Origin of the sequence: Bradyrhizobium sp. 191 (assembly GCF_023100985.1) — a bacterium.
Lineage (GTDB): Bacteria > Pseudomonadota > Alphaproteobacteria > Rhizobiales > Xanthobacteraceae > Bradyrhizobium > Bradyrhizobium diversitatis.
On sequence record NZ_CP064692.1, the window covers coordinates 2,977,221 to 2,991,791 of the forward strand.

The window sequence follows — 14,571 nt, forward strand, 5'->3', positions numbered from 1 at the left end:
GACTGCCTATTTTGTCCTGCCGGATTGAGACGCCCGCGCGCCAGGTTTTGGTCGCCTCGCTTTCCATTGCGACACTAATCGTTCGTAGCTTTGCTCCGCTTGGGCGGCAATCAACATCTCGCGGTCGCGCAGCGCCTTGATGTTGTAGGCATAGGCTGCTCCGCGACGGCTCCCTTTCTGTTGTGGATGTCCGGCTTGAAGTTGCATCGCGCGGGCCTTGTTGGCGACCAGCGCTGGGCGCGCCCACAGGTAATCTTCCGCCTTCGTCAACAAATGCCAACAGAGCACAGTGAGCTTGCGAGCCACGGCGACCGCGGCGATCTGATGGCCGCGCCGGGCGCGGATGCGGACGAAAAACGCATGCAGTGGACCGGGCGCCTTGGCCGCTGCCCAGGCCGCCTCAACCAGCATGGCACGCGCATGACTGCGGCCGATCTTGCTGATACGGCCGTGGTGGGCCGCTCCCAGCCCGGACTGCCGCACCCGCGGGTTCAGCCCGAAATAGCTCACCAGCTTCTGCGGGCTGTTGAACCGGCTGATGTCGCCGATCGCCGCCACGATGCCGGCGGCGACCGCCAAGTTGACGCCGGTGATCGTCATCAATCTGTTGACCGCGGAATCGTCGATGGCGTCCTGCGCGATCTCGCGGTCGAGCAGGGCTAAGTCTTCCGCCAGCCGGTCAAGCTCACGGACGTGCCGATCGATGGCTGCTTGCTCATCGTCCGGCAACGGTTGGGCGGCCAACCACGCCCGGCCGCGGCCGTTGAAAAGATCGGCATGCGGGCACTTCGGGATCAGGTGCGCGTGCAGGATCGAATGCACCTCGTTCTTGAGCCGCGTGCGATGCCGCACGACCTGGTAGCGCCGCGCCACCAGCCGACGCTTGCGTTCCGTCTCCGCGTCAGGCGTCCAGATCTGCGGCAGGTACCCAGCCGCCTGCAGACTGGCGAGCGTGCCGGCATCGATCTTGTCGGTCTTGACGTGAGCCTGGGCGATCGCCTTCACCTGCAGCGGATTGGCGATAATCACCCGTGCCACGAACGGTGCCAGAACCCGCGATACCGCCATGCTGTCGCCGGTCGCTTCGACCACCACCTCATCACTGGCCAGCAGGGTCTTGCCAAATCCCTCCAACGCAGTCCGCGTCATATCGATGCGGCCCGCATGTCGAAGCCTGCCATCCTCCCAAACCATCACCTCTCCGAAAGTTCGGTGGACGTCGATGCCAATCACCCGTCGCATTCGCACCTCCTGCCAATCAGACCACATGACGGGAGCTACGGGCGACACGACAACTACGGATTCGCGCTCTCAGCGCAACCGGGCGAGTCGCAGAGGCGGCCAGCTACTAACTCGAGCTCGCGGCTCATCGAATGCATCGGCCTGCCCGCACCTTCGTGCTCCCGGTGCCTCTGTCCCGATGGTCGCACCATACGCTACGATCTTGAATATCGCAGCGGAACATCGGCACCGAGAAACTCTCATACCGATTACCAACCCCATCGAAAGCACCTTGGCCACCGTGCGCCACCGAACCATCCGATCGAAGGGCTGCCTGTCCAACACGACGGCACTCGCGATGGTCTTCAAACTGCTTGAGGCCGCGCAGAAAAGCTGGCGATGGCCACAACCAGTTGCCCAAAACGCTGCGCAGAGATGGACATATTCTTGTTCCTACGGCTAAAGGTCCCCCGGCCTCGCCATAAAACTGGTCGATGTAGGCTGCTACTCTCAAATTGAACTCGATGCCATTTTCCATTGCTACGCTTCAACGCACATCCGTCCATCGCTTTCATTCGACTCTACCAATTTTGATAGGTTGTCGTCCGGCGTTTCACATGAGAGAGTTTGTATGTGGCTCGACAAAGCTCTCGGTCACTCCCTTTGGCTTTTACTGACGTCTAGGATGTCAAGACGCGATGCAAGTGTCCAACGTCCCTGAAACTCGGGAGGGTCATATGCAGCAAGCAAGTGTGTCCACTCAGGGACAGTCTTGAAACTCACCGGTCCCGGACGGGACAGCGTTTGCTTGCGTAGGATCGCATCTGTGACGGAGACCTCAGGATCCTGCCTCACCAACGAAACCAAACGACGGAGCAACAGACATGGCCGGTCTACGCCAGGACGAAAAGTCCGCCCAAAAAAAGGAAAGCGCCGGCGAGAAGACCGCTGAGCAGACCAGACAGGCCGGCGAGGAAGTCGCCCAAGCAAGCACCCATTTGCTGCAACAAAATTTAGAACTGCTGCAAAACTCGTGCCGCTTCGGGGTCGAGGTTGCGACCGCCATGATGGGCCACTCTACTCCTTGCTCCGATGTGATCGGCCGCAGCGGCTCTGCACTTCTTCCGGTTGGCTCCAGCAAACCTACACGAAGTCGCACGGCGGATACGTGCTGACCGGCTCAAACTTCAAGGCGCCCTTCGAGCTCGGAAACTCCATTTTTCAGCGTGATTTCGCACGCAAGGGAACGAGTGCTGACGCACGCAAACCGATATAGTTGTACGCGAAAAGGCCAAGGACATCTCATCGAGACTATAAGGGGCTCCCGCCATGAGATTGTTGCACACGGGACTGGCGCTTTCCGCCGGAATAGGTGCCGCAGCCTTAATGGCGGCAGCAACTCCGCCCGCTCGCGAGAGCGTCGCACCGTTATCGCCGGCGGCCCTCGCCGAGATCGCCCGGGTCGAAGTCGAAATAGACCGCATCGAAGCGGACACTTTGAAGCGACTCACCTCCGTTCCGGATAACCAGGTGCAGCAGATCGAATTGCTCGGAAAGCTGATGCTTTTCGACAAGGAGCTCTCGGTCAATCGCAACGAAGCTTGCGCGTTCTGCCACATGCCAGAAACGGGATTTACGGGACCGATTTCGGAACTCAACCGGACCACCGGCTCATATCCCGGATCGGTTCGGACGCGGTTCAGCGAACGGAAGCCCCAGACGCACACTTATGCGCCCCTCGCTCCGGTGCTGCACTACAACGAGGCGCAGGGCGATCTCGTTGGAGGTAACTTCTGGGACATGCGTGCTACCGGTCGTCGCCTCGGCAATCCCGCGGCTGAGCAAGCCGAAGGTCCACCCATCAATCCGACAGAGATGGGCCTGCCCGACATCGCGTGCTCCGTGTATCGCGCTTCGCAACGGCCTTATCGCGGCCTGTTCGAAGCCGTCTGGGGTACACAGGCCTTTGCGATTGACTGGCCGGTAAACGCTGAAGACGTCTGCAATACCCCCGGCCCGCCGGCTCCCGGCGATCCAGCGCCGATGCATCTGAGCCCTGTCGATCGCGGCCGTGCGGCCACGACGTTCGACCAGATGGCACAGTCGATCGCTGGCTACGAAGCCTCGCATGAAGTCACAGCGTTCACCTCGAAATACGACGCTGTGCTCGCCGGAAAGGCGCAGTTCAGCGCACAGGAGCAACAAGGCTACGAAGTCTTCCGCGGCAAGGGTCGGTGCAACGAATGTCACCGTGACGGCGGTCCCGGCGAAGAACCGCTTTTCACGGACTTCACCGCGAGCAACATCGGTACGCCCACCAATCCGCAGCTTCCCTACTATTCTGAGGGCCTGCCTGACGCGCGCGGCTACATCGCCAATAGGAATGGCTCATCGTTCGTAGACGGCGGTGTCGGAGCCTTTCTTTCCGGCGGCCATCCGCTCATCCAACCGTCCGCCGTTGATGCTCGTTGGAAAACACTGGCGTCGGATAATCGAGGCCGTTTCCGGGTCCCCACCCTGCGCAATGTCGACAAGCGACCGTCGCCTGAGTTCGTTAAAGCCTATGGACACAATGGCTATTTCAAGAGCCTGAAGCAGATCGTGCATTTCTACAACACGCGCGACGTCTTACCGCGCTGCGCACCTCACGACCCCCGCGAAGGGACCGGCTGTTGGCCGGCGCCCGAAAGCACCGACAACATGAACAAGAGCGAGACCGGAAATCTGGGCTTGACCACCCAGGAAGAGGATGCGTTGGTTGCGTTCATGCAGACGCTGACGGATGGGTACACACAGAAAAATTAGCTTGGAAACCGAGGGCGAGCGCTGTCACACTGTCGAGCTCAGCAGACACTCCAGGCCCGTTGCCCTCCTGGTTGCCGTCTGAAGCAGCCGCGTCGTCTGTCGCAGTTCAGTTCCCGCCTTGCCGCTAAAGTCACGAGGAGCGGCACGCATTCGGCTGATCCCAATTGATCCGACGATGAAAACACTCGCCTAGCGAGCCACGATAGCGCGCAATTTCTCGCGCGTCGACGTCGTTGAGTTGGTACGCTTGGATTCGCGCGCGACGCGTGAGCCCGCGAGCTGACGTTCACCGGAGAACACGGCCAAACTGGTGAGAGTTCCAAACATCGCCAAGCCGACCGACCGTCAGCCCAAAACCGCCGCCGCCTGACCGGCCCGTCCGTCACCAAAATTTGGCGATAGCTCATTTGCGGAGCCGGCTCTGCGATCGGGGTTGAAGTCTACGTAGCGTCAGGTTGTACAGTCCGAATCATACATGCGGTGAAGCTTCATGATCGGAAGGAGAGGCTTCAATGTCCTAAGTGTCTGTCCGGGGAGAAGTTGAATCCTATGAATCGTTTGTGATTCAATAGATGCAGCCTGATTCGGAGGGGCCGGCGATGTGGACGAATGAAAATCGGGCGCGGTACGACCGCAGCCATTTACGCTATCCCAGCGACCTCAGCGACGACGAATGGAAACTGGTCGAACCGTTGATCCCGCCAGGCAAGCGCGGCGGCGACAAGCGCACAGTGATCATGCGCGAGGTTGTGAACGGCCTCATGTATATTCTCTCCACCGGCTGTCAGTGGCGGGCGATCCCGAAAGACCTGCCGCCGCGATCGAGTTGTACGATTATTTCGACCTGTGGAGTTGGGATGGCACGCTCGACCTCATACATCATGAACTCTATGTAAAATGCCGCGAAGCGATTGGCCGGGAAGCCAGTCCCACCGCCGCAGTCATCGACAGCCAAAGCGTCAAAAGCGCTGAAAAAGGGGGGCTTCGATTGATCCGCCGGGCTACGACGCGGGAAAGAAGATCAAGGGCAAGAAGCGGCACATTCTCGTCGATACGCAAGGCCTGTTGATGCATGCCATTGTTCACGCCGCTGATATTCAGGATCGCGACGGCGGCGCATTCGTCATGGCGACCATGTTCGGCATGTATCCGTTTCTGATGAAACTCTACGCCGATGGCAGCTATCAAGGTCCGCTGTTTCGCCGCGCCGCGACGAAAATAATGGCGCAGGTGAACATAGAGATCGTCAAGCGTTCCGATCACGCGAAGGCATTTGTCGTCCTCCCGAAGCGGTGGGTCGTCGAACGAACGTTCGCATGGCTCGGGCGTTGCAGGCGTCTCGCCAAAGATTGGGAGAATCTCAATCGTAAGGCGCTCGCTTTTCTCCGCCTCGCTTCAATCAGGCTCATGCTGAGAAAACTGTGCAATCCTGCATAATCTCTCCGGACAGACTCTAAGTGTCTGTCCGGGAACATCTTGAATCATCGGAATCATTTGTGATTCAAGGGTGGCGGTCCGATTCGAAGGGGCGCCCATGTGGACGAAGGAGAACCGCGGTCGTTACGACCGAAGCCGGCTACGCTATCCAAGCGATTTGACTGATGAGGAATGGGCGTTGGTGGAGCCGCTGATTGCGCCAGCCAAGCGAGGCGGCAACAAGCGCACGGTCGATGTGCGCGAGGTGATCAATGGCCTGATGTATGTGCTGAGCACCGGTTGCCAATGGCGAGCGATCCCGAAGGACCTGCCGCCACGCAGCACGGTGCACGACTATTTTGACTTGTGGGCTTGGAACGGCACGCTCGATCGCATCCATCACGCGCTCTATGTACAATGTCGAGAATTGGCCAACCGAGAACCCAGCCCGAGCGCCGCCATCATCGACAGTCAAAGCGTCAAGAGCGCGGAAAAAGGGGGGCGTGGATCGACCCGCATGGCTACGATGCGGGCAAGAAGATCAAGGGCAAGAAGCGCCACATCCTAGTCGATACTCAAGGCTTGCTGCTCCACGCCCTCGTGCATTCGGCGGACATCCAGGATCGTGACGGTGGGGTGCTGGTGATGGCCACGCTGTTTGGCCTGCATCCATTCCTGCTGAAGCTTTATGCTGACGGCGGCTATCAGGGGCCGATCTTTCAGTCCGCCGTTCGCAAAATCCTCCGGCAAATCGACGTCGAGATCGTCAAGCGCTCCGATACAGCAAAGAGTTTTGCGATCTTGCCCAAGCGATGGATCGTCGAACGCACCATCGCCTGGCTCAACCGCTGCCGCCGTTTGGCCAAGGATTGGGAGTGCCTCAACCGAAAGGCATTGGCGTTCTTGCGCCTCGCCTCAATCCGCCTCATGCTGCGAAAGCTCTGCCAAAAAACAGCATGATCCCGGACAGACTCTTAGACATGGTGGGAGACCTCGTCATGATTCAGTTCACGAGATCTTCCTAATCGATCAGATCAGCCCTCAGCGCGTGGTCCCTGGATGACGCTCACGATGAAGACGTTGTCCATCCAACGACCGCGGCCATCCATGGAGATCTTGATGTTTGCGGCCGCCAGCGCGGTGGTGAAGGGCACGCTGGTGAACTGGCTGCCCTGGTCGGTATTGAAGATCTCCGGCGTGCCGTACGTCGCCAGCGCCTCGTCCAGAGCCGCCACGCAGAACGAGACGTCCATCGTGTTCGACAACCGCCACGCCAGAACCGCACGGCTCGCCCAGTCGATGATGGCGACGAGATAGAGAAAGCCGCGGCCGATGGGCAGATACGTGATGTCGGCCGCCCGCACCTGGTTCGGTCGGTCGATCGTCATGTTGCGCAGCAGATAGGGATAGATCTTGTGGCCCGGCGACGGCTTTGTCGTGTTCGGCTTCGGTCCCAGCGCCGCTATGCCCATCTTGCGCATCAACCGCTGCACGCGCTTGCGATTGACCGGAAGCCCCTCAGCCTTCAGCATCGCGGTCATTCGCCGCGAGCCCAGGAACGGCCAGGCGGTGAACAACTCGTCGAGGCGCCGCATCAGGGCAAGGTCGTTGTCGTTGGCTGGCCGTGGCGGCCGGTAGACCCCAGAGCGCGCGATGCCAAGCAACATGCATTGCCGGCGGATCGACAGCGCCATGTTGGCGCGATCGAGCATTCCTCGACGGTCCGGCGTGCTCATCTTCCGGACCTCCGCGCTAAAAAATCGCGCTCGACTGTCAGTTGTCCAATCTTGGCGTGCAGCTTCTCGATCTCGCGTTCGCGAGCGTCCTCGCTCTCCCGCCCCGACACCCGCGTCAAAGGCCCGGGCCGCCTGGTCCAGCAGTTGCTTCTTCCAGGCATAGATCTGGTTCGGGTGAACCTCATAGCGCTGGGCCAGATCGGCCACCATCGCCTGCTCCCGCACGGCTTCCAGAGCGATCTTTGCCTTCAGCGCCGCGTCGATCTTGCGTCTCGTCTTCGTCGTCATCATGCGCTCCGTCTATCAAACGGAGCAGCCCCTTCCAACTAGGCACGTGGTCCCAAAATCGGGGTCCATTTCAATCCTCGACAACCTCAACACCCACAAGAAGAACGAGCCCTAGCTCAAGGCCCACCCCAACGTGCAATTCCACTTCACGCCGACAAGCGCGTCCTGGCTCAATCAGGTCGAGGTCTGGTTCTCGATCTTGCAGGGGCAGTCACTTAGCGGCACCTCCTTCACAAGCCTCAACCAGCTTCAGGAACACATCGATGCCTACGTCAACGCCTACAACGACAAAGCCGAGCCCTTCGTCTGGACCAAGAAAAAGGTCCGTCAACGCCGTTTCAAAGGCCGCCGTATCACTCAGCTCTGATTCCGAGTACTAGGTCGGGCCGACGTTGCCGGAATGAATGTTACGCGGCCCTCGTGACGTGGGCAACGGGGTTGATCGTCATGCGATCGTGGTGAGCTTGAGGGGCCGCACGCAGAACCGACAATTGCTTATGCGCCTTCAATCGTCCGAAGCCCTTGTTCGCCTCGATCATGCCGGCCGCGACCCATCGCAGGGCCATACCGGCATCCCGCCAGCGTTTGACGTTGCGTGTGACGCGGCGAATGATGCCCATCATGTTCTCGGCGATGTTGGTACAGGCGAGCGATCGACGAAGCTCCTTCGGCAGCTTCAACCGGACGACAGTCAGGATTTCGTCGAGGCCTTCGAGGATGCTGGCCGCGACGCCGGGCCATTTCTGGTCGAGTCGACGCGCGAGATTGCGGATCAATTTTTCAGCCTTGTCGGCGTCATCGAGCTCCCAGGCCTGGCGCAGCACCCGACGGGTGGCCGCATGATGCTCTTTCGGCAGGCGTTCCATGATGTTGCGCGCCTTGTGGATCTGGCAGCGCTGGATCGCAGCGGCCGAACCGAAGGTGCGGCGGATCGCCTTCGACAACGCTTTCGCGCCGTCGACGATGAACAGTCTTGGCACCGTCGGGGCGAGCCCGCGCGAGACCAGGTTGTCGAGCAGGGCCTGAACCGTTGCGGCATTCTCGGTCGCCCCTTCCACCAGCGCCAGCGGATGCTTGTTGCCTTCGCCGTCAACCCCGATCGCGGCGACCAGCACGAGATCGTCGCCGAGATGCAGCCCATCGATTTGGACCACCAGAAGGTCGAGCGCGGACAGGTCGGCAGCCATGAAGTCGGCCAGCCGCGCCGCCGACAGCGCTACGAACCTCCGCGAGGCCGCCGAATTCGAAACTCCCGATCCGGGCGGTGCCGGCACGTCACCCTCGGGCAGCCGGACAGCGCGGCCGAACCGGCGCGTCGACACATTGATCAGCATCAGATTCATCGCCCAGCGACCGAGCCAGTCCTCCTGCGCCGCCGTTTCCCAGCTCGGGATCGTGACCTCGCGGCCGTCCACGCCCCGGACCCGCGGGCGCTCGACCTCGATCTTGCCGCCGTGGAAGCCGATCCGTCCCCGCGTTCGGCCCCAACGGGTGCGCCCGCCGCGCCGCGTCGCGACCGTGGCGCGGCCCGCAGGCCGCCGTGACATCCGCCTCCATCATCGTGCCGAGCGCCTCGATCCCCGCCGCAAGGCAGAACCGATCAAAGCTCGCCCGCACTTCTGCAAACGCTTCGTCCACAGCCCCGGTCGCCGGCGAACCAGCCGGTGTCATATCTCTCGTCATGGACCTCTTCAGAAATTCAACAGAACCCGGGACATCCCCTACTTCCAATGGCAACACAGCTGGGAGCTCTGGCAGAGCAATCATTGACTTAGGTCAACCGGGGGATGCGCGCATCATTTGCGTTGGGCGGCCTCGGCGGAGCAATCGTTGTTCAATAACGGTTCGCTGCTATCTCACGTCAGCACGGGATCAGCCGAGCCCTTGTCTGGAATTGCAGCAAGACCTCCGCGAACGGATTGCTTTGGCGGAAGGGTCGCAACCGTACCAAGCCGAACACGGAAGCAATCTGCTCTCGGATTCGTACCAAGTGTCAAATAAGAGCCTACAAGCTTTGGCGGGTGGCGAGCTCAACATTTCCGACTAGCATATCAGCAGAGATACTCGCTCGCGTCGTTGCAAATATGTGATCTTGTTTGTGTTCTATCATGTTTCCCGAGGTCAAATTGTGGACCGATGCCGTGAGGTCGACCATGCGGCCCAATTCTCAACAGGCCAGAGATGAAGCTTATCAGCTCCATCCCTACACTAACGCGCGGTCGCACCAAGAGGCCGGACCGCTCATCATTGAGCGCGGAAACGGTTCCTATGTCTTCGACACGGCCGGAAACCGCTACCTCGATGCCATGGCCGGTCTTTGGAGTGTGGGACTTGGCTTCAGTGAGAAACGACTCATCGAAGCCGCGCATCGTCAGATGCAAGTCCTGCCATTCTATCATACCTTCGCATCACGATCGAATGGGCCTTCCATCGAGCTCGCCGAGAAGCTCGTGAAGATAGATGTCTCCAGTGCCGATGAGTAAGGTGTTCTTCACAAACTCCGGCTCGGAGGCGAATGACACAGTGCCGAAGCTGATCGCCTATCGCTCGAATGCATTGTGCCAGCCTCAGCGCAAGAAAGTCATCAGCTGTTTACGCGGCTATCACGGCGTCACGATCGCTGCGGCAAGCCTGACCGGGTTGCCGCACAACCACCGCTCGTTCGATCTGCCGCTGCCGAACATTCTGCACACGGGCTCCCCCCATTTCTACAAAGACGGTCGTCCCGGCGAATCGGAGGAGACTTTTGCGACGCGTCGGGCCGAAGAGCTCGAGTCGCTGATTCAGCATGAAGGCTCCGATACCATTGCAGCATTCTTCGCTGAGCCTGTAATGGGCGCGGGTGGCGTCATCGTTCCGCCGCCGACTTACTGGGACAAAATACAAACCGTACTAGGGCCTGTTTGGATTCAGGATTCTCATTTGGGCTTGGCTGTGATTCAAGCTTGGGATGAACCGATTCGTTTTGACTGACGCCCAATGGGCGAAGATGGAACCACATTGTCTTGGCAAGCCGGCTGATCCCGGCCGGAGCGGCAAGAACAACCGGCTATTTGTCGAAGCAGTCTTGTGGATCGCCCGGACAGGCAGCCCATGGCGCGATCTGCCGCGCGCCTTCGGCAACTGGATAACCGTATACACGCGTTTCCGCGACTGGGCGAAGGCAGGTGTCTGGAAGCGTCTGTTCGATGCGGTCTCGGACGAGCCGGACATGGAATACGTCATGGTCGATGCCACCATCGTCAAAGTCCACCGCCACGGACAGGGCGCAAAAGGGGGACGCAAAACCAAGCCATCGGCCGCTCGAAAGGCGGTATGACCACCAAAATCCTGGCACTTACCGACGCGCTCGGTAATCTCGTGCGTTTCGTGCTGCTGCCCGGCCAGCGCTTCGACACGGTCGGCGTCTCGCCGCTTATCGAAGGGCTGGCCTTCGATGCGCTGATCGCAGACAAGGCGTTCGACAGCAATGCCATCATCGCCGACCTCGACAAGCGCGGCGCCAAGGTGGTCATTTCCCAGCACCCACGTCGCGCCAAGCCTCTCGCCATCGACAAGGAAATGTACAAATGGCGGCATCTGATCGAAAATTTCTTCTGCAAGCTCAAGGAATTCAAGCGGATCGCCATGCGCGCCGACAAAACCGATTTGAGCTTCGAAGCAATGATCAATCTGACCGCCGCCGTGACAAACTCAAGATGAATCCAAACAGACCCTAAAACAGCACAGCATTCTTTTGGTTGCCGATGAGGTCATTTGCGGCTTTGGCAGGACCGGTAGAATGTTCGGTTGCGAAACCTACGACATCGCGCCCGATGTAATCGTAGTTTCGAAGCAGCTCACGTCCAGCTATTTTCCACTCTCGGCGATCATAATGAATGACTGCATGTTCGAACCTATCGCGGAAGAGAGCAATAGGGTTGGAGTGCTGGCTCACGGCTTCACAGGGGGCGGTCATCCGGTCGGCGCCGCCATCGCGATTGAAAACATCAAACTCATCGAGGAGCGGGAGCTGATTGCGAACAGTAGCCGCATCGGCAGCTACATGCAGGAACGGCTGCGTACGCTCAGCGACCATCCGCTCGTCGGTGAAGTCCGGGGCGTTGGCCTCATTGCGGCAATCGAGCTGGTGCTGGACAAGGAGCGGAAGGTAGCCGCTGCTACTCTGGGAGACGTAGGCACTTTCGCGAGCCGGTTGATGCTCGAGCAAGGGATCATTGTGCGGAATATCGACGATGCGTTAGCGATATGCCCACCTCTGATCGTCAACAAGGACCAAATCGACGCGCTCTTCGACGGGATCACGGGCATGCTCCACGAGCTTGAGGCAACCGTCGTCAATCTGTCGCGATCCGGACAAGTCCCCACACGACCCGTTTAGTCTGCCTACAGATCCGATCGCCTTGAGAGACCCACCAAATCAATACTTTGCGCAACAAACACCTATGAATTTAATCAATCGAACTTATGGAATGGTTGTAAGCGGAGCTTTTCTCCCATTTGATTAATTGGTTTCCCTTCGGCTTTCGCTCTGCGATTCTTGGCTGGTCAGAGAGCCAAGAGGAGACTGAAGACGATGGAACAATCGGGTGAGCAAGCCGAGGCTGATGGCTTTGTAGGGAAGCTTACGCGCCGGACGCGTTCTGGAGGCCGGTTGTGGTCTGCGGAGATCAAGGGGCGGGCTGTTTTCGAGAGCATGAAGCCCGACGCCCGCGTATGTGATGTCGCACGGTGTTATGGTGTGAAGGCCCAGCAGTTGACGACGTGGCGCAGATTGGCGCGTGCTGGCCGGCTCGCATTGGTCACGGTCGCACCGGCCTCGTTTTGGTCTACAAGCGACTTGGCCACGATGGTCGTTTCGAGTGGCCGCAGATCAGCGACGGCGTCGTGCATCTGACGCGCGTGCAGTGATGCCCCTCCTTGTTAGGCTGACAGATTCTTAGATCAAGTTGCGCAATGACGTGGTTTCGAAGATCGCGGACTGAAATGGACCCGGAGAGCGGGACCGCTTGAACCGGTTTGTGAGTTGGAAACTGACCGCTCCTGATCCCTTTCTATCACGCTGCGCGCCAGACCGCCATTGGCGTGCGATAGCCGTGCGCCTGATGAAGGCGGCGAACGTTGTAGAAGGCTATCCAGCTCGCGATCCCTGCTTTGGCCTCGCGGCCGTCGGCATAGCCCTTGAGTATGGCGCGACAATCAGGATGAGAGCGCGTATTGCCGCATGTAGCGATGTTCCCGGTAGGCCTATTATTGCCTCATCTATTTTGCTCCCTCGCCAGGGGAGCGACAGAAGCCGGTCGCACAACTGGTGGTCATCTCGAGCGCGCCGATGTCGCGCTCGGTCCTCGACCGAGCGCTTGCAAAGCCAACAGACCGGTGATCGACCGTGGTCAAGGCCGCCAGCCGCCGAAGGCGGTGGCGCAACGCGCCAGCCTTGAGCACGGTCGATCACCGGTCTACTTCACACCGCCGTTCCTTTATCCAGCAGCGGCAGGCTTTCCGGTGATGTGTCGATCACGTGGGTTTGTGCTGCGTTTTCCCGCGAGCTAAACAACAGTGCGCTTGCTTGCTCTCTGCGCCACGATTTGAGACGACGTTGAAGAGTTCGGAGTACCTTGCTCGGGTAAAGCCCGGGGCATTCTGCCTGAAGCTTGCAAAGGAGTTCGCTGCCGGTTCGCCACGGCTCGGCCTCGAACCATTCGCGCAGCTGTGGCGTAGCCTTGACGAGCGGATCAGGGCGTCGTCGCTTCGGCTTCGCAATTGGCCTGTCGGTCGGGCGGACCGCTCCTTCTTTCCACGCGATCCGCAAGCTCGACAAAAACTGTTCGATCGGTGGCGCCGCAGTTGGATGGCTTGCTGGGGCCGGCGGCGGTGAGACTGGCCAACTTCTCCTGCGCGGCTCGGATATCGCGCAATAAGGCGACCGGATCCAGGCGGGCATATATTTCATTGACGCTGGCACGGATGGCATCAGGTGTTCTTGCTTCGGCAACCAGCCGCTGATGTGGGGTCGCGGGGGCGCTATACGTTTTGTGGACGCGCGCTCCGTCGCGCTCCTTTCGTATCAATTTGAACGACGGCTGGAAAAAGTTCACGAACAAGCGGGCCGAACGGTAAAGCTGAGCCAGCAAAGCAGCCGCTTCGAGCCCCTCGAATCGACGGTAGCCGACCATTCGTCGGACCACCGCGCCGTTCTTCTGCTCGACGAAGGCCTGATCGTTCTTGCGATAGGGGCGACAGCGCGTGAAGACGATACCAGCCTGTTCGCAATATACCTTCAAGGTCTCATTCATGAACACAGAGTCGTTGTCGGTGTCCAGACCCAGGAGCGCAAACGGCAGCTGTTTACGAAGTTCGGTCAGAACCGTGCTCAACAGCTTCTGCTCACGCACCAGAAGTGGCGCGCATTCCGTCCAGCCGGTCGCGATGTCCGTGAGAACAAGCGTGTGGACGAAACTGCCGCGCGCCGAAGGACCGCTGTGGGCAACAAGATCGGCCTCGACGAACCCAGGCGCCGGATCTCCCCAATCCGCTGAAGTACGAATAGGGATGCTGCGTCGCAGAGCACTTGCCACAGAGCGACGACGCGGCCGACCGCTTTGCTCACGAACGCATCGAAGTGCCCGGTCGATCGTCGCCGCACTCATCGACAATAATTTAGCCCGAACCTCTGACGCCAGGTCGATATGGCCGTGCCGCTCCATCGATTCAATCAAGATCGGCAGCAGGGGCTTCAGACGCTTGCCGCACACCCGGTCTGCAGCCTCCCAAAGCAGTATCAGCGCATTTCGCTCCGCGTCTTGGTAGATCCGCGGACGATTGCGGCGACGCTCTGTCTTGCCCTCAAAATCGCAGCGCAGCAACCGCATCGCATGCTTCCGATGGAAGCCCGTGATCGCAACGAACTGTCGAGGATGCGGCCCTTTTCGACGCGGCTCGACATGCTGTAGCGCCGCGCCAAAGCAGACTTCAGTTCCTTGCGCGTCGCCATACTCAATCGCCTCATCGTTGTCCCTGCGCTCCCTTGCCATTGGGGAGCAATTTACGTGAGGCAACAACTCAGCATTCAGGAACATTTCTGGCGACGCAATGCGCTTCCCAT

The 14,571-nt window shown here is 59.7% G+C and carries 6 protein-coding genes and 8 pseudogenes; 10 read left to right on the forward strand and 4 right to left on the reverse strand.

Going from position 1 to position 14,571, the window contains the following annotated elements; translation table 11 throughout:
• Positions 1–6: 6 nt before the first annotated feature.
• Complete coding sequence (locus tag IVB23_RS13665) at positions 7–1,224, reverse strand: IS110 family transposase (protein ID WP_247804850.1); 1,218 nt, start codon at positions 1,222–1,224, stop codon at positions 7–9.
• A gap of 268 nt (positions 1,225–1,492) precedes the next feature.
• On the opposite strand from IVB23_RS13665, the pseudogene IVB23_RS13670 reads away from it, so the two are divergent.
• From IVB23_RS13670 to IVB23_RS13690, 5 genes and pseudogenes are all read left to right on the forward strand, one after another.
• Positions 1,493–1,706, forward strand: a pseudogene (locus IVB23_RS13670) (hypothetical protein); the annotation flags it as partial.
• Between the two features lie 399 nt (positions 1,707–2,105).
• Positions 2,106–2,396: a hypothetical protein gene (locus tag IVB23_RS13675; protein WP_247803891.1), complete on the forward strand. Its 291-nt coding sequence runs from the start codon at positions 2,106–2,108 to the stop codon at positions 2,394–2,396.
• Between the two features lie 154 nt (positions 2,397–2,550).
• Positions 2,551–4,026, forward strand: coding sequence for a cytochrome c peroxidase (locus IVB23_RS13680; RefSeq protein WP_247803892.1), 1,476 nt, complete (start codon positions 2,551–2,553; stop codon positions 4,024–4,026).
• Between the two features lie 599 nt (positions 4,027–4,625).
• Positions 4,626–5,463: pseudogene (locus IVB23_RS13685) on the forward strand (IS5 family transposase).
• A gap of 97 nt (positions 5,464–5,560) precedes the next feature.
• Positions 5,561–6,402: pseudogene (locus IVB23_RS13690) on the forward strand (IS5 family transposase).
• Positions 6,403–6,476: 74 nt separating this feature from the next.
• Here the strand turns inward: IVB23_RS13690 and IVB23_RS13695 are convergent.
• A complete protein-coding gene (locus IVB23_RS13695) occupies positions 6,477–7,466 on the reverse strand; it encodes an IS3 family transposase (protein ID WP_247803893.1) in 990 nt (329 codons plus the stop codon).
• A 73-nt stretch (positions 7,467–7,539) separates the two neighbouring features.
• Between IVB23_RS13695 and IVB23_RS13700 the strand changes: the two are divergent.
• Positions 7,540–7,833 (forward strand): annotated as a pseudogene (locus tag IVB23_RS13700) (transposase); the annotation flags it as partial.
• 40 nt (positions 7,834–7,873) lie between these two features.
• Here the strand turns inward: IVB23_RS13700 and IVB23_RS13705 are convergent.
• Positions 7,874–9,149, reverse strand: a pseudogene (locus IVB23_RS13705) (IS256 family transposase).
• Positions 9,150–9,574: 425 nt separating this feature from the next.
• Here IVB23_RS13705 and IVB23_RS13710 point away from each other — a divergent pair.
• The 4 genes and pseudogenes from IVB23_RS13710 to IVB23_RS13725 form a co-directional block, all read left to right on the forward strand.
• Positions 9,575–10,364 (forward strand): annotated as a pseudogene (locus IVB23_RS13710) (aminotransferase class III-fold pyridoxal phosphate-dependent enzyme); the annotation flags it as partial.
• 91 nt (positions 10,365–10,455) lie between these two features.
• Positions 10,456–11,168: pseudogene (locus IVB23_RS13715) on the forward strand (IS5 family transposase).
• A gap of 34 nt (positions 11,169–11,202) precedes the next feature.
• Positions 11,203–11,847, forward strand: a complete 645-nt coding sequence (locus IVB23_RS13720; protein WP_247803894.1) for an aminotransferase class III-fold pyridoxal phosphate-dependent enzyme — start codon at positions 11,203–11,205, stop codon at positions 11,845–11,847.
• Positions 11,848–12,162: 315 nt separating this feature from the next.
• Positions 12,163–12,363 (forward strand): transposase, encoded by a 201-nt coding sequence (locus IVB23_RS13725; RefSeq protein ID WP_247804852.1) that lies wholly within the window; start codon positions 12,163–12,165, stop codon positions 12,361–12,363.
• A 567-nt stretch (positions 12,364–12,930) separates the two neighbouring features.
• Here IVB23_RS13725 and IVB23_RS13730 read toward each other — a convergent pair.
• A pseudogene (locus tag IVB23_RS13730) lies at positions 12,931–14,475 on the reverse strand (ISNCY family transposase).
• Positions 14,476–14,571 lie beyond the last annotated feature (96 nt).

Excerpts from the sequence above, each read along its gene's own strand:
- IVB23_RS13675 (WP_247803891.1), top strand. The coding sequence starts at position 2,106 with ATGGCCGGTCTACGCCAGGACGAAAAGTCCGCCCAAAAAAAGGAAAGC.
- IVB23_RS13680 (WP_247803892.1), top strand. The coding sequence starts at position 2,551 with ATGAGATTGTTGCACACGGGACTGGCGCTTTCCGCCGGAATAGGTGCC.
- IVB23_RS13695 (WP_247803893.1), bottom strand. The coding sequence starts at position 7,466 with ATGACGACGAAGACGAGACGCAAGATCGACGCGGCGCTGAAGGCAAAG.
- IVB23_RS13725 (WP_247804852.1), top strand. The coding sequence starts at position 12,163 with ATGAAGCCCGACGCCCGCGTATGTGATGTCGCACGGTGTTATGGTGTG.